Origin of the sequence: Proteiniclasticum ruminis (genome assembly GCF_900115135.1) — a bacterium.
In the GTDB taxonomy this organism is placed as follows: domain Bacteria; phylum Bacillota; class Clostridia; order Clostridiales; family Clostridiaceae; genus Proteiniclasticum; species Proteiniclasticum ruminis_A.
Genome location: NZ_FOVK01000001.1, coordinates 486,351 through 502,093, shown reverse-complemented (window position 1 = coordinate 502,093; position 15,743 = coordinate 486,351). Strand labels below are relative to the sequence as shown.

General features: G+C 40.3%; 13 protein-coding genes and 1 other annotated feature. Of the genes, 8 read left to right on the top strand and 5 right to left on the bottom strand.

The annotated features are described in order from the left end of the window. The first annotated feature begins 168 nt into the window (after window positions 1-168). From BM243_RS02305 to pnpS, 7 genes are all read left to right on the top strand, one after another. Window positions 169-1,764 (top strand): ABC-F family ATP-binding cassette domain-containing protein, encoded by a 1,596-nt coding sequence (locus tag BM243_RS02305; RefSeq protein ID WP_074909806.1) that lies wholly within the window; start codon window positions 169-171, stop codon window positions 1,762-1,764. Window positions 1,765-1,935: 171 nt separating this feature from the next. Continuing rightward, on the top strand, window positions 1,936-2,811 hold the full coding sequence (locus BM243_RS02300; RefSeq protein WP_083422561.1) for a YitT family protein: 876 nt from the start codon (window positions 1,936-1,938) through the stop codon (window positions 2,809-2,811). A 110-nt stretch (window positions 2,812-2,921) separates the two neighbouring features. Beyond that, window positions 2,922-4,223 (top strand): cell division FtsA domain-containing protein, encoded by a 1,302-nt coding sequence (locus tag BM243_RS02295; RefSeq protein WP_074909803.1) that lies wholly within the window; start codon window positions 2,922-2,924, stop codon window positions 4,221-4,223. Window positions 4,224-4,238: 15 nt separating this feature from the next. Beyond that, window positions 4,239-5,339 carry a cell division protein FtsZ gene (gene ftsZ / locus BM243_RS02290; RefSeq protein WP_074909800.1) on the top strand — a complete coding sequence of 367 codons (1,101 nt, stop codon included), beginning with the start codon at window positions 4,239-4,241 and terminating at the stop codon, window positions 5,337-5,339. Between the two features lie 13 nt (window positions 5,340-5,352). Next, window positions 5,353-5,817: a transcriptional regulator NrdR gene (nrdR, locus tag BM243_RS02285; RefSeq protein ID WP_074909798.1), complete on the top strand. Its 465-nt coding sequence runs from the start codon at window positions 5,353-5,355 to the stop codon at window positions 5,815-5,817. Window positions 5,818-6,081: 264 nt separating this feature from the next. After that, the gene (locus tag BM243_RS02280; protein ID WP_083422560.1) at window positions 6,082-6,783 is read left to right on the top strand and encodes a response regulator transcription factor; all 702 of its coding nucleotides are present in this window, start codon (window positions 6,082-6,084) and stop codon (window positions 6,781-6,783) included. Continuing rightward, on the top strand, window positions 6,780-8,486 hold the full coding sequence (gene pnpS / locus BM243_RS02275) for a two-component system histidine kinase PnpS (RefSeq protein WP_074909795.1): 1,707 nt from the start codon (window positions 6,780-6,782) through the stop codon (window positions 8,484-8,486). The genes BM243_RS02280 and pnpS overlap by 4 nt, the downstream gene beginning before the upstream one ends. 265 nt (window positions 8,487-8,751) lie before the next feature. Here the strand turns inward: pnpS and BM243_RS02270 are convergent, their stop codons facing one another. From BM243_RS02270 to BM243_RS02260, 3 genes are all read right to left on the bottom strand, one after another. Next, entirely contained in the window at window positions 8,752-9,276 is a 525-nt protein-coding gene (locus BM243_RS02270; protein ID WP_074909792.1) for a hypothetical protein, read from the bottom strand. Window positions 9,277-9,553: 277 nt separating this feature from the next. Beyond that, window positions 9,554-10,783, bottom strand: a complete 1,230-nt coding sequence (locus tag BM243_RS02265) for an MFS transporter (protein ID WP_074909789.1) — start codon at window positions 10,781-10,783, stop codon at window positions 9,554-9,556. Between the two features lie 155 nt (window positions 10,784-10,938). Further along, window positions 10,939-11,745: a class B sortase gene (locus BM243_RS02260; protein ID WP_074909786.1), complete on the bottom strand. Its 807-nt coding sequence runs from the start codon at window positions 11,743-11,745 to the stop codon at window positions 10,939-10,941. Between the two features lie 147 nt (window positions 11,746-11,892). Between BM243_RS02260 and BM243_RS02255 the strand changes: the two genes are divergently transcribed. Further along, window positions 11,893-12,519, top strand: a complete 627-nt coding sequence (locus tag BM243_RS02255; RefSeq protein ID WP_074909782.1) for a fasciclin domain-containing protein — start codon at window positions 11,893-11,895, stop codon at window positions 12,517-12,519. Window positions 12,520-12,558: 39 nt separating this feature from the next. Here BM243_RS02255 and dinB read toward each other — a convergent pair whose 3' ends face one another. Both dinB and BM243_RS02245 read right to left on the bottom strand, forming a co-directional pair. Continuing rightward, window positions 12,559-13,794: a DNA polymerase IV gene (dinB, locus tag BM243_RS02250; protein WP_074909780.1), complete on the bottom strand. Its 1,236-nt coding sequence runs from the start codon at window positions 13,792-13,794 to the stop codon at window positions 12,559-12,561. A 209-nt stretch (window positions 13,795-14,003) separates the two neighbouring features. Continuing rightward, the gene (locus BM243_RS02245; protein WP_074909777.1) at window positions 14,004-15,392 is read right to left on the bottom strand and encodes an L-cystine transporter; all 1,389 of its coding nucleotides are present in this window, start codon (window positions 15,390-15,392) and stop codon (window positions 14,004-14,006) included. Between the two features lie 94 nt (window positions 15,393-15,486). Next, window positions 15,487-15,732: a binding site (T-box leader), on the bottom strand. Window positions 15,733-15,743: the final 11 nt, after the last annotated feature.

The window sequence follows — 15,743 nt, the reverse complement described above, 5'->3', positions numbered from 1 at the left end:
AATTTTTTGTGATTTCAATAAATCAAGGGATCTAATATTTCAAGTGTCTAAAGAAGCATTTCCTCTGAGATTCAATAATATTTTTATGATGTACCTGTCTAATGATGATGATTCATGTTATAATAATTATTTGTGTGAGTAATTATGACAATGGAGTGAGTGAAATAAATGTTGAATGTAAATAATGTAAGTCTACGTTTTGGTGGTAGAAAACTATTTGATGATGTGAATATCAAGTTCACACCTGGAAACTGTTATGGTGTCATTGGAGCAAACGGAGCAGGTAAATCCACTTTCTTGAGAATTCTCTCAGGAGAACTGGAACCTAATACAGGAGAAGTCTCCTTAGGAAAGGATATGAGGATGTCTGTCCTCAAGCAGGATCATTTCAAGTTTGATGCAGAGAGAGTCATCGATACTGTCGTCCGGGGAAATGAACGTCTATATGCTATCATGAAAGAGAAAGATGCAATCTATATGAAGGAAGACTTCACAGATGAAGACGGAATGAGAGCGTCTATTCTGGAAGGGGAGTTTGCAGAGCTGAATGGATGGGAGGCGGAAGCGGAAGCCGCATCTTTGCTGTTGGGTCTTGGGTTAGGAACAGATAAGCATGAAAGATTATTGAGTGAACTGGAATCTAAAGATAAGGTGAAAGTTCTTCTTGCTCAAGCTCTATTCGGGAAACCGGATGTGCTGATCCTCGATGAGCCTACCAATGATTTGGATCTTCATTCCATCAACTGGCTGGAGAACTATCTGGCAGATTTCGAAGGAACAGTTATTGTTGTGTCCCATGACAGACATTTCCTCAATATGATTTGCACACATATTTGTGATGTGGATTATGGTAAAATCAGAATTTATATGGGGAACTACGATTTCTGGTATGAGTCCAGTCAGCTGATGTCGCAGCTTATTAAAGACCAGAATAAAAAGAAGGAAGAAAAAATCAGAGATCTTCAGAATTTTATCAGCCGGTTCTCTGCCAATGCTTCCAAATCCAGGCAGGCAACATCGAGAAAGAAGCTTCTTGATAAGATTACGCTAGATGATATCGCTATTTCAAATAGAAGATATCCTTTTGTCGGGTTCAAGCCTGAGCGTGAAGTGGGCAATGACATCCTCATCGTTGAAAACCTCAGCAAGTCCATTGATGGGGTAAAAGTACTGGATAACGTATCTTTTGTCGTAGGCAGAGAAGATAAAATCGCATTCACTGGGAATGATATTTCTGTGAGCACCCTGTTCAAGATTCTCTCCGGTGAGCTAGAGCCGGACGCAGGCAGTTTTAAATACGGAGTAACCATCACTAAAGGATACTTCCCTCGTGACAATAGCCAGTATTTCAATGATGTTGAGTTGAATCTTGTGGATTGGATGAGACAGTATTCTGAGGAGAAAAGTGAAAGCTATTTGAGAGGCTTTTTAGGCCGGATGCTCTTCTCGGGAGAAGAAGCTCTTAAGGAAGCGAAAGTGCTTTCTGGTGGAGAAAGAGTACGATGTATGCTTTCGAAGCTGATGCTTTCCACTGCCAATCTTCTGATTATTGACCAGCCAACAAACCATCTTGACCTGGAATCCATAACAGCTGTGAATAACGGGCTTATCGATTTTAAAGGCGTTCTACTGTTCTCAAGCCATGACCATCAGTTTAATGAAACTGTGGCCAATCGAGTTATTGAAGTAACTCCAGACAGTTTCTTCGATAAAATGTGTACGTTTGATGAGTATCTGGAAATGAGAGAAAACAGCAGTTTATAATCTTAGACAGTATAAAATAGGAAGGCATGAATCTCCAACTAGGTTGAGTGTTCATACCTTCCTTTTTATGTTTCGCGTGTTTACTGTGAAAATAGGAAGAACCATGGAAATGTTTACAAAAAAGCGTTATATTAATAGAAGATGAACAAAATAGATTGATTGAGGTGTACCTTGAAAAACAAAAATATGAGCAGTATAAACAAACAACTGGTGAAAGATTATCTATTGATTTTTATTGGGATTATTTTAACGGCAGCATCCATGGTATATATTTTCACACCAAACAGACTTGCAGCCGGAGGAGCTCAAGGGATTGCACTTGTCATCAACCACTTGACCGGAGTTAATACGGGACTGCTGATGCTAGTGATCAATGGATCTTTGTTTGTTGCAGCATTTCTTTTATTGGGAACAAGTTTTGGGGCAAAAACACTGATTTCTTCCTTCGGACTTTCATTTGTAGTGTATATTATGGAAAAGTATTTTCCTTTTGGTCCTCTCACAGATGATTTAATGCTGGCTACAATCTTTGGCAGTGCACTTATGGGTGTAGGGGTGGGATTTATCCTCAACAGAAATGCTTCCATCGGCGGGACAAGTCTTATAGGCCGCATTGTGTCCAAATATACATTTTTGGACCAAGTAAACTGCATTGTGGGTACGGACATTCTGGTTACTATATTTGCCATGGTTGTTTTTGGTGTTGAAATTGGCCTTTTTCAACTTCTCTCTGTCTATTTGACTGGTGAGATCATCAATAAAGTCATTGATGGAATTACCTATAGAAGAGAAGTGATGATCATTACCGAGCATAGAAATGCTGTGATGCATTATATCATCAATGATATGAAAAAAGGTGCAACTCTTCTCATGGGGAAGGGAGGCTTCACTGGCAGAGATACAGAAATTATACTTACAGTACTGACCAGGAGAGATTTTATCAAGCTTAAAATATTCATCCGAAAAGTAGATCCTAAAGCGTTTATTTCAGTAAATATGGTGACTGAAGTATCCAGCTCCACATCGGATAGCAGTTTTGGTGGATAATTTCTTAAATTCTGTGAATTTGTATATAAATTTCAGATTTCGTTTCATTTCTGTCAAAATAGAATGTATAATAAAATCATATATTATGCGGGAGGTATGCATGCGTGCAAATGGATCATTTTGTTATAGGACTTGATATCGGATCTCATTATATTAAAGCATCGGCACTTTCCACCACGGATGAGACATTTATGGTCAGTGCGCTGGTGGAATCCCAAGGTATGGATAAAAATGAAATAGTGGATGTAAAAGCATTGGGAAGTGCTGTTAAAAAAGTAATTCAGAAACTTGAAGGTAAAATTTCCAGAAACATTACATCGGTCTTTTTGTGTGTTCAGCCGGAACACCTTAAATTCCATGAGACGTCAGGACATGCTGAATTGTTTGGAGATGCAGTAACTCAGAGAGAACTGGATATTGCCATGGATTCTGCCCAGAAAGTATCCATTGGTGGTGAAGATGAAATCGTTGATATGGTGATTTCAAAGTATTACGTGGATGAGACGATATATGGGAATCCTTTGGGGGTTCGTGGCAGCAACTTTGATTTTACCGGACAGCTTGCCACTGCACCAAAAACATATGTTGAAAAGTTATACGATGCTCTAGCTCTGGCAAAGATCAAGATTGCAGGCACTGGGTTGTCAACGGTAGGTGCAGGAAGTATCCTGCTGTCTAGAGGTGACTGGCAGAAGGGTGCTGTTATCGTGGATTCTGGCGCTCATACCACAAGAGCAGTCTATGTCAGAAATCATAAGATTGTCGATGTGTCTTCAGTTCAGCTTGGTGGCAAGAATATCACAAGAGATTTGGCCATTGTGCTTAAAATATCTCTGTTGGAAGCAGAAGAACTGAAGAAGTCTTATGCTCGCGGAACTCTTGCCAAAGAAGACAATGATTACCAGATGATTGAAGATATCATAAAGGCCAGAATCGAAGAAATTATGAGCTTTGTGGAAAAGTTCGTGATGAAACATCAAGAGACTGGAGAAGTGAAAAAAGTGGTCGTTCATGGAGGCGGTTTGTGCGGTTTTAATTCAATCAATAAAATGTATAAATCTGCACTCAATCTGTCCACAAACTTCATTACTTCTGATATAATAAGGGATGACAGTGTTCTCACAATCCAATCAAGCGGTCTGGCTTATCATCTGCTCAGTGCAATTCACTGCAAAGGAGCCATTGATGAAATGATCCGCCTGGAAGAGCAACAGCTTGAAGAAGTTTCAACTTCAACTTCAGACGAGGATTTTTTCAAGAAATACCAGATGAAGTTTGGCGAAGAGAATGTTGATGTGAAAAATATGAACTCAGACGATGAGGATGAGTATTTAGATGATTATGAGGACAGCAGTATCTTTCAACGGATACGCGACTGGTTCGTTAGCCTTAAAAATAAGATTATAAAGTAATGAGGGGGAGAAATCGTGTTAGATTTTGATTTTCAAATTCAAGGCCCAGCAGAGATTAAAGTAGTAGGATGTGGCGGCGGTGGCAACAACGCTGTGAATAGAATGATCAATGAAGGTTTGGGAGAGGTGGATTTTATATCCATTAATACAGACAAGCAAGCCTTGATGCAGTCCAATGCAACCCATAAAATCCAGATTGGTGAGAAACTTACCAAGGGATTGGGGGCAGGAGCAAATCCGGAGATCGGTGAAAAAGCTGCAGAAGAGTCCAAAGAAGAAATTATGGCAGCACTGAAAGGTGCGGATATGGTTTTCATAACTGCTGGTATGGGTGGAGGAACAGGAACAGGTGCAACACCTGTAGTCGCTGATATTGCAAGATCCATGGGGATTCTTACAGTAGGTGTTGTGACAAAGCCTTTTAATTTTGAAGGGAAAACCCGAATGAAGAATGCCGAAATAGGCATTGAGAAATTGAGAGAAAAAGTGGATTCATTGGTGACAATCCCCAATGAAAGACTTCTTATGATTGTTGATAAAAGAACTACATTCAAGGAAGCATTCAATAAAGCAGATGATGTTTTAAGACAAGGTGTTCAAGGTATCACGGACCTTATTACTGAAAATGGTCTGGTAAATCTTGATTTTAATGATGTGAGAACCATCATGCTGAATAAGGGTCTTGCTCATATGGGAGTAGGATACGGCAAAGGTGAGAACAAAGCTGTGGAAGCTGTGAAACAAGCGATTTCATCACCACTGCTGGAAACAAAAATTGATGGTGCAACGGGTATTCTCCTTAATGTGACTGGAGGAGAGGATCTGTCTCTAGCTGAAATCAATGAAGCGGCTGAGATTGTTACAGAGGCTGCAGATCAGGAAGCGAATATCATCTTTGGAGCCGTTATTGACACAAAGCTGAAAGACGAAATCAAGATTACAGTGATCGCAACGGGATTTGATGAAGTCAAAGTATACAATAAAGCGGAAGAAAAAAGAGTAGAGCCGAAGGATGCACCAAGAAGAGAGAGAGCTGAAGAGCCAAAGCAGGCAGACGAGAATCAGGATGACCAACTGGAAATCCCTGCGTTCCTTCGCAACAGATATAATAAGTAATGAGGTGTAGCTCATGAAATGTCCTTTTTGTGCTTTTTCTGAAAGCAAGGTCATTGATTCCCGGTCCATTGAAGATAATTCTGCGATTCGTAGAAGGCGGGAGTGTCTTTCCTGCGGGAAAAGATATACCACCTATGAAAAAGTGGAGGATATTCCGATACTGGTTGTGAAGCGGGACAACAGCAGAGAGAACTTTGACAAGAATAAAATCATTGTGGGCCTCATTCGGGCATGTCAGAAGCGTCCTGTATCGCGATTTCAGATTGAGGAGATCGCATCTGATATTGAGAGAAATATTTCCAATAGTATGATCTCAGAGATTTCTTCTACAGAAATCGGAGAGATGGTGATGGATCGTCTCAAAGACGTGGATGAAGTTGCCTATGTCAGGTTTGCTTCTGTTTATCGGCAGTTTAAGGACATCAACACGTTTCTTACTGAAATCAATAATCTTATGGGCAAAGATCAGAAGAGATAAAAAATGGTTAAGAAAAAGCTGTATGGAGAGTAACCCATGCAGCTTTTTTAGGGTTACAGTAGGTCGGGGGATCAGATAAAGGAAACTTGAGGAAGAAAAAGATCTTTAAAGAACCTTGATGATGGAAATGGCTATCTGAGATTATTCTGACAGAACCGTTAACTTCAGGTTAATTGATTGCGTTTCAATTGTTCTAAATGTTTCTTTATGGTTAAATAAGAGTAGAATATTGATTGTGATGAATCGAGAGGTGTATGTAGAGTTATGATGAAAGAGAAAATACTTATCATTGATGATGAGGAGCATATTGTGGAGCTGATCCGGTATAATTTGGAGAATGCTGGTTATGAGACCGCAGAAGCTTATAATGGGGTCGACGGACTTACCTTGGCCAAAACAGAGAAACCAACAATAATCCTGCTGGATGTGATGCTACCGCTCATGGATGGGCTTGAAGTTTGTAAAAACTTGAGAAGTTCAGATCAGACCAAAGGTATCCCTATTATAATGCTCACGGCTAAATCTGAAGAGATCGACAAGATCTTAGGTCTAGAACTGGGGGCTGATGATTATATTACAAAACCATTCTCAGTAAGGGAGCTTATGGCTAGGATAAAAGCTGTCCTCAGAAGAAGTGCTTCGGAAGCTGAGGAATCAGCAGTGTATTCTTTTTCCGATGTTGTGATTGATTATGATAAACATCAGGTGACAAAGAACAATCAAAAAGTAGAGCTGACTTTAAAAGAGTATGAGCTCCTGGATATCCTTGTGAAAAATCGCGGTAAAGTTATGAAACGTGATGTGCTGCTGGATAAAATATGGGGTTATGAGTATGTGGGGGAGACGCGGACCGTCGATGTGCATATCAGGCATTTAAGACAGAAGCTGGAAGATGATGATAAGAATCCTGTCTATATCGAGACGGTACGAGGTATCGGATACCGTTTCAATGATCTTGAATCATGAGCAGAAGAATCATAGTTTCGTTTCTTGCTGGGATTATTGTGGCGATGTTTTTCCTGACCTCATCCTTTCTGCTGATATCAAGCCTTGAGAAAATAAATCTAGTGAAAGAGAAGCTCAAAACCAACAATGAACTTCTCATCAATTACATGGAAGTGGATCGGATCAACAACACATCTTTGCTTGTGAGTGTCATGGATTCCATCAGAGTGACCCTCATCGACAAGAATGGGGATGTTTTATTTGATTCTTCTGGGAAAAGAGGGTTAGAGAACCATCTGGATAGACTAGAGGTCCAGGAAGCCATGGAGAGTGGTCAGGGATCTGATATCAGAATTTCAAAGACTTTGAATACACAGATGGTTTATTATGCGACAAGGCTCTCGGATGGGAAAATTTTACGAAGTTCTACAGAGGCGGGTTCATTGAACTTAGGCGGGGGATTTGTAAAATACATGTTAGGTACATTTGCTTTTGTAATTTTGGTATCTTATCTGATTTCGAGAAAAATAGCAGACTACTTGCTTGAGCCAATCCAAGAGATGACTTTTGCTACAGATAGAATCGCCAATGGTGAGTATACAAGGAGAGTTCGGGTGAGAAGTGATGCTGAGCTAGGTAAGCTTGGCATGAATTTCAATAACATGGCAGAGAGGCTTGAAACCACATTTATCGAAAATGAAGAGAAACAGAACCGGTTGGAAGCGATATTGAAAAGTATGAACTCGGGTGTATTTGCCTATGATAATGCGGACAAGATCATCATGATCAATCCATTCTGTAAGCAGCTTTTTGGCATCTCCGACAATGTCATCGGAAAAGGTGTATATGAGATCAAGGAACTTCGAGAGCTGATCTTCATGCTGAATGATGAAGAGGATATTCTCGAAGTGCAGATTGAAGAACCTATTAGAAAGGATATCAGAATCAAGTCCGCTGAGATTCTGGGGGAAAGAGGGTCTCTTGTCGGAACAGTAGTTGTGCTTGAAGATATTACAGATTTAAAGAAGCTAGAGAAAATGAGAAGCCAGTTTGTTGCTAATGTGTCACATGAACTCAAAACGCCTTTGACGTCTATAAAGGGCTTTTCAGAAACCTTGAAGTTTGTTAAAGATGAGAGCACACGTAACAAGTTTCTAGATATCATCAACGATGAAAGCGAGCGATTGACTAGATTGATCAATGACATACTGACCCTCTCTAGTATCGAACAGGTGAAATCTTTAAAGAACGAAGAGATTGATATTTCTTATGAAAGTGAAAAAGTGTATCATCTGTTGAATCCAAAAGCCGAAGCGAAGAATATAACGCTGTCCCTAACACAGAAAGAGCCTCTTTTCATGTTGGGAGATGTAGATCTATACAACCAGCTGCTGCTGAATTTGGTTGATAATGCGATTAAGTACACCAGGGAGAATGGCGAGGTGCAAATCAGGATAGAGAGGGAGGACACCTTGATCAAAGTTGTGGTGTCTGATACAGGGATCGGAATTCCTGAGAAACATCTGAATCGTATATTTGAGCGGTTCTATAGAGTTGACAAAGCAAGGGACAGAGCTATGGGGGGGACAGGTTTAGGACTTGCCATAGTGAAGCATATCGTGCTCTCTATGGGAGGAACCATTGAAGTTTCTTCGGAGATTGGAAAAGGGACTCAGTTTGTGGTGTATCTTCCAATGTATAAAGAGAGTTATGATGAGGAGTAAATATTACGGAACATAAAGTCTCACACAGCATTTTTTTATAGGACAAAGACCAGATATAGATTTCTTTAATGAATCTATATCTGGTCTTAATCTTTTAGCCTACAAGAATACTTCGTGCTCCTTTGAAGAATTGGATGGGAGCAGTAGTAAAGAGGGGGGAGTATCCTCTCTTTTAGCGGATGATGTTCAAGTTCATAGATTTTTCCGCAAAAAAACAGTGTATGACGAACATACACTGTTTTTCTAATGACCTGATGAAAGTGGATTATTCAGCGTCTTCTGCTTTAAATTCGATGAAGTAGATATCTTTTCTAGCGGTAAGTTTGTCGGTAAGTACTTCAGCTTCGAATATTGCTCCACCGTTTGCTTCAATTTCAACGTCTGCAGGAACTGGAATTTCGATCACTTCGTCTTCCTGTGTAGTGATTACAATTATAGTATCCTTTTCAACAACTGTCTTCTCTTTGAAGTTGTTCTTCAGAACAAACTCAATATTGAATCCACCGTCTACTTCGGTCATGTTGAATACAGATACTTGTACAGTATCTTCAACAGATCTCATCAGAGATACCACTTTTTCCAGAGAGGTCATTTCTTCAGCTGTAAGTTCTCTTTTTTCCAGCATAGAATTGATTGAGATTTTTTCCTCAGCAGGTTCTTCTGGAGTTTCAGCTGGTGTTTCAACTGGAGTTTCAGCAGGGGTCTCTGGTGTTTCTTTCTCAGCGGCACAACCAACTACGAATAGAACAGAAAGTGCGGCAGCCATTACGAGTGTAAGTGTTTTTTTCATGATGTAACTCTCCTTTGAGCTATAGAATTTCAGCGGTCCCAAAGGACGCTTCTGATGAATTGAGATAAATGGAAAACAACTTATCGAATCATTAAAAGATGCCATTAATCAATGGGTTTTGGTTAATGGTATATTACGAATCCAATAGTATTGTTACCGATATCTCAATACACATCATAGCACTTAGGTTGAATAAATCAAGTTCATTCTGGTGAAAACAGAACAGTTCTTCTCAGTCTATTACAGATACAGTTATTTGTGCATCATAGACGTTACATCAGTTTTTGTCGCGACTACATTTGCTGCAATTCCTTATGCCTAGGATCATAAGGAATGTTCCGATGATGGAGACCATAAACCCTACCGCAAGCATTGTTTTGATGGAGGTAAAAGACAGAAGATAGCCGCCGATGAGACTGCCAAGGACAGCACCGACAGTTGTTGCAGATGTCGTATATGCCTGTCCTTTGAGCATATGGCTTTTATGTAGTGCTGTTGTCACATAGTAAATGGATCCAGGAATGAAAAGAGCGTATGAAAACATCTGGAACCCTTGTGCTATATATATGACGAGCAATGATTCTGCAAAGAAAGTAAGCAGTACTTTTGCGGTGAAAGCCCAAGCTGAAACCATGAGTAACGTCTCAATCTTGAATCTTCGAAGTAGGCTGGAGAATGTAAGCATGAAGGGAAGCTCAACGATGGCGGCAATGGCGAATGCGGTACCCATATTTTTTTCGCTGCCTCCTACGGATTCAATGATGCGTATCATATAAATGTTGATGATATTAAAGCAAATGAAGATGAATATGACCCCTATTAGATATAAGGAGAAACCAGAGTACATCTTTGAAAACTCAATGAGAGACAAGGATTGTTTTATACTTTGGTTCTTTGGCTCTTCTGTGGGTTCATCACTTGGGTATGGATAACTGCGAAGAAATAGAACTGTTGCAGCAGTTGTGATGAAAAACAGTAGGAAGTAGTAGAGTGGGAGCAGCCCAGGCCCGTTTTTGTCTACAAGGTTGCCCAGGACAACTGACATGACGGCGTAGGTGAGAGAGCCCATGCTTCTAGATAAACCAAAGTTAATGCCATAGCCCTTTTCAATATATTTCATACCCAAACCATTGAGAAGGGGATGAACTGTGAGCATAGAAAGAAGCAGTAAAAAATATACAAATGCATTGATGGAATAAGACGCCTTTGTGAAGTACAGCAGCATCGAAAAAGAGGTGGATAAAGAGAGGAAAATCAGCATGAGTGATTTTAAGGTGTATTTCTTCTCCTGATCTGCGTAAGATGCAACTATGGGCTGCAGTATTGCGGATAGAATGTTTGTGATCGCCATAATGATACCGATGGCGGAGCTTGAGTAATTTTTTGCTAGAAGATAAACTGTCACAAAATTATAAGTAGCGCCAAATGCCATCCAATAGCTGCCGTGAATAAAAGAGTACTTTGCAGTTATTTTAGAAGAGGATGTTGCTTTGCTGATATATTTCATATTTTAAGTACCACCTGTTGAATAATTTTATACTATCAGAGGTTCTGAACAGTACATATATCTTACCAAATATCTGTACAAATAGGTAGAGATGAGTGGAAGTAGCAGGTGCAATTAACTAAATATAAAAAGAAACCGCTCTTGTAATGAGCGGTTTACTTAGGTGGGTCTATTTCTATGGCGTGAATGAACAATCTGCCATCTTTTATCGCGTAGTTGCATGTTCCGAGGGTAAGAAGCTGCTTGGAAGCGTCGGGTTTTACCAGTCCTTCCACGAGAGAAATATCACTTAAATTATTCACAAAATCACTAAATGTGATTTTCTTAAAAGTTGTATCTAAATAGGAATTAATTTTTGGAGAAATATGGACAGAAAAGATTTTATAAAACTTCACACCTTGTGGTGTTGAGAACTCAATAATCTGATTCTCTAGAAGGTACTCTTTATCTAAATATTTATCCAAGTCACCAAACATATAGCCTTGCTCAGTGTAATGCCCATAGATGATTGTGTGTTTATCAAGATGCATTCCGATGTTCCTGTAATCCATGAAAATACTGCCAAGGATATCTTTTTCCCGAAAAAAATTACGGTTTAGATAGTATTCGTTGTCCTGTGCTTTCACTATGGGGTAATTGATCTTTGTTCCAGGTAAGTTTATATGCCCTACATAATCGGAATTCTTTTTCAGGAATTCTGATGCTGGATTCGCTTTGTATGAGAATACATATTCAGGCGTGGAATCATCTGAGGCGGAGGGAGCTTCAACTGGAGAGCTCGTCATTGGCGGTGTGTATTCCATTTGGTAGGGATCTTGAGGTGCTGCTTCCAGCTCACTATATACTGAGTGTGCCTCATCCAGTTTTTGACCTTCTTTCCACTGCCTGAAGCCCAGGTAGCCTTGTGTTAATGCAAGTAAGATCAGTACTTGTGCAATATATTTACGTTTCGTGATAATCACCTCCCGTTATATTTTTAAACACACATTGTGATTTTATGAGGAAATCCGATTGGTTTTATGGACCATGAATCTTTGTAGTGTTATTATAACGGTACAAACAAATTAAATCAAATTAAATTAAACAAAATTTATCAGGAGGTCAAAAAAATGAAAAAAATGTTGAAAAAAGTCTCAATGCTCGTTGCGGTTATGATGATGGTATTTAGTATTCCTGTTTTTGCTACTGCACCTACAGATGATATTGTTGACATTGCTGTTGGAAATCCTGACTTTAGTATACTGGTCGCTGCGCTTCAGAAAGCTGAACTTGTTGAAACACTTCAAGGAGAAGGACCTTTTACCGTATTTGCACCAACCAACGCAGCCTTTGAAAAGCTCCTGGGAGCTCTTGATATATCTGCAGAGGAACTGCTTGCTCAGCCAGATCTTGCAAAAGTCCTGACCTACCACGTAGTTGCTGGAAAGGTAATGTCTACTGATTTAACAGACGGTATGAAAGCTGCTACAGTGAACGGAGAGGAAATCACCGTGGATCTGAGCTCTGGAGTAAAAATCAATGATTCCACCGTTACATCAGCTGACATTGAAGCTTCAAATGGAGTAATCCATGTTATTGATACAGTACTTGTTCCATCCAACTTTACACTTCAGGAAGTAGATATGGAAGAAACCGAAGCACCACAGACAGGTCTTCCTGTAGCGATTCCATTCTTCTTCACAGCAGCATTGACAGCTGGAGGAGCCCTGGTGTTATTCAAGAAGAAAGAAGCATAAAGTAAAAAGCTCCTTTTGAAAGAAGAGCCCTGATGAAGATCAGGGCTCTTTATTGTGCGTAGAAGTATTATCTGTTATAGGCTTACTGAGAACAGAAGCCCGAATCACCAAGTTCTCTCCAAATTTAGCATGGAGGCGATCGAGTACACTTTGCAGGTTTTCATCACGTTGAAGCTCTATCAATCCTGAATTGCTTTCGGATACTGTGTCGAATAGAGTAAGCTGTTCGATGATGTTTTCATCATCGAAGTCCATGAGAGAAATGCCGATTAACCGCACTGGTTGAGCGGGGTTCCATACTTGTTTGAGCAGCTGTACTCCAGTTTCGTAGATATATTTTGAGAGATTCGTAGATGGAATCTGCATTTGTCTTGTTATCGATTTAAAGTTTGGATATTTTAGTATGATCTGGACTGTATGTCCTTTTTTATCTAAAACTCGAGCACGTGCTGAGACTTCATCCGAGAGCCTCATCAGGACTTTTGATGCATCAGAAAACACGTGTACATTAGAAGGTAAAGTGACTGATTTTCCTATAGATTTAAGATCATCTCTGGTGCGTACTTTAACGGGATCTCGATCTATTCCATTCGCATGGAGATGCATCATATATCCAGACTTACCAAATTTCTGCATCAGCTTTTCTTTCCCATACTGAGCAAGATCTCCAATGGTCCAAATTTGCTCGTCATGAAGCAGTGCCGCAGTTTTCTCTCCAATGCCATACATGGAACCAACTGGCAGAGGCCATAATCGTGTTTTTATGTCATGAGGGTACAGCTCCGTGATACCTAGAGGTTTCTTCATTTCAGAGGCCATTTTCGAAAGAAATTTATTGCTGGAGATTCCGATGGAGCACCAAAGATCCAATTCATCCCGGATTTGATTCATAATTTGGGCGGCTGCTTCCATGGGAGAACCAAAATGACGAAGTGAACCAGTCATATCAAGCCAGGCTTCATCGATACTGTTCTGTTCTACAAGTGGGGTATATCTTTGCAGAAGCTCCATTACTTTACCAGACATCTGCTCATAATAAGAATGATCTGGAGGAACGGTCTGAAGTGAAGGACAGATTTTCAGCGCTTCATGAAGTGACATGGCAGTTCTAATGCCCAAAGCTCTGGCTTCATAATTAGCAGCTAGAATGATTCCGGTCCGCTTCTTCGGATCACCAGCTACTGCGCTTGGTGTTCCTTTCAGATGTTCATATCGTATCATTTCGCAGCTGATGAAGAAGGCGTTCATGTCCACCAGAAAAATAATATTGTTCATGTAATTCACCTCGATATATCTAGTATAACATGAACGGAACCTGTTTCTCTTATTAAAAATGAACTGTAAGCTCATGGGTGATGCTGTTTTGAGTAACTTCAATTAAGTGCGGAAAAGCTAACTTTCAGCATCATTTAAAAGAGGAAGGAAACTAGAATAAAAAAGAGGAAGTCATTTTCGAGACTTCCTCTTTAAAAGCTTTATTCTTGTTATGCGGACACTTCTTCAGAATCTGAAAAGTCTTTATTGTATGTATCCATGTCAAGCTCATTTAGCCTCTTTGCGGTAACGAGTCCAGCAACCATAGAACCAGATACATTTAATGCGGTTCTTGCCATATCGATGAGTGGCTCTATGGCGATCAGAAGTCCTACGAGACCTACTGGCAGTCCCATTGAAGAGAGAACTGTAAGAGCTGCGAAGGTTGCACCTCCACCTACGCCTGCAATTCCAAAAGAACTGATTGCAGTTATGAGGATGAGTCTTACAAAAAAGCTGAGATCCATCGGTACTCCAGTTCCAACAGCAATCATTACTGCCAGCATAGCTGGATAGATTCCAGCACATCCGTTTTGTCCAATGCTGGTACCCAGTGATGCGGACAGATTGGCAATCCCTGTGGAAACACCGAGTTTCTCCACCTGAGTCTCAACATTCAGAGGTAGAGTTCCAGCACTTGACCTGGAAGAGAAAGCGAAAGACAGTGGGACACTGGCTTTTTTAAGGAACTTCACTGGACTGAGTTTAAACAGCATGAGAATCAGTAAATGGACAAGGAACATTAAAATGATTGCGATATAGGAAGCCACTACAAACTCAAAGAGTCTTGATATTTCAGCATAGTTCGAAGTGGAAACGAATCTGCTGAGCAGTGCGAATACACCAAATGGAGTGAGCCGAAGCACCATCGTAACCATACGCATCACAATGTCATGGAGCATATTAAGAAAGTTCTTAAATGCTTCAGCGCTTTCCGGCTTCTTTTTTCGTATGCCTATGGTGGCAATTCCGAGGAAAGCAGCGAAGAATACTACAGAAAGAGTAGCGGAAGAACCTTGCCCAGTCATTGCATAGAATACATTTCTAGGGATGATTTCTGTGATTTGTTCAGGGATGGTCTTTGACTGGAACTCTGTGAGAGTACTCTCTAGAGCTTCTCCTCTTGCGGTCTCAGCCTGCCCTGCAATGAGTTCACTGGAGTCAAGCCCGAAAATTCCTGCAATCCCAGCACCTAACCCTGCAGAAATAGCTGTCGTAAGAATCAGGACGATGATAATACTCGATGCGCTCTTTTTCAGTGCAGAAGCATCCTGATTTACGATGGATGTGGTGATTGCCACAAACACCAGAGGGATGACGATCATATTGAGAAGTCTGACGTAACCTGAGCCGATGATGTTGATCCATGTGTTTGAAGTGGTAATAACTTCTGAACCTGTACCAAAGATCAGCTGAAGGGCTGCACCGAATAAAATTCCTGCGGCAAGAGCTGCTAGGACTCTTTTGGTAAAGGACATATGCTTTTTCTGCATGTAGGAAAGTCCATAGAGAATAAGTGCTGCTACTGCGAGAACAAGTACTGTGTATAAAGTGTTCATGATATTCCTCCTTTATTTTCGTGAATGCAGGTTTAAATCGATCACATATGGAGAAAAGCAGAATTTTAAGGATAAAAAAACTTCCGCCCCCAATTACAGAGGCGAAAGTATACTTCCACGGTTCCACTCTGTTAACCCCCAAAAGAAGGGATAACTCATTATCTTTGGGTACAAACATACCCTAATGCTGTAACGGGCATTCCCGCTGAAGTCTACTATTACTTCGATTCAGTACTCAGAGATGCACTTCGGTTCCAGATCCACTGAAAATCCTCACAGCCAAGGGATTTTCTCTCTGAAAGTTTCCTTTAGAACGTACTCTTCTCATCATTGTATTCCGATTATTTTACT

Excerpts from the sequence above, each read along its gene's own strand:
- BM243_RS02305 (WP_074909806.1), top strand. The coding sequence starts at position 169 with ATGTTGAATGTAAATAATGTAAGTCTACGTTTTGGTGGTAGAAAACTA.
- BM243_RS02295 (WP_074909803.1), top strand. The coding sequence starts at position 2,922 with ATGGATCATTTTGTTATAGGACTTGATATCGGATCTCATTATATTAAA.
- nrdR (WP_074909798.1), top strand. The coding sequence starts at position 5,353 with ATGAAATGTCCTTTTTGTGCTTTTTCTGAAAGCAAGGTCATTGATTCC.
- BM243_RS02280 (WP_083422560.1), top strand. The coding sequence starts at position 6,082 with ATGATGAAAGAGAAAATACTTATCATTGATGATGAGGAGCATATTGTG.
- pnpS (WP_074909795.1), top strand. The coding sequence starts at position 6,780 with ATGAGCAGAAGAATCATAGTTTCGTTTCTTGCTGGGATTATTGTGGCG.
- BM243_RS02270 (WP_074909792.1), bottom strand. The coding sequence starts at position 9,276 with ATGAAAAAAACACTTACACTCGTAATGGCTGCCGCACTTTCTGTTCTA.
- BM243_RS02265 (WP_074909789.1), bottom strand. The coding sequence starts at position 10,783 with ATGAAATATATCAGCAAAGCAACATCCTCTTCTAAAATAACTGCAAAG.
- BM243_RS02255 (WP_074909782.1), top strand. The coding sequence starts at position 11,893 with ATGAAAAAAATGTTGAAAAAAGTCTCAATGCTCGTTGCGGTTATGATG.
- dinB (WP_074909780.1), bottom strand. The coding sequence starts at position 13,794 with ATGAACAATATTATTTTTCTGGTGGACATGAACGCCTTCTTCATCAGC.
- BM243_RS02245 (WP_074909777.1), bottom strand. The coding sequence starts at position 15,392 with ATGAACACTTTATACACAGTACTTGTTCTCGCAGTAGCAGCACTTATT.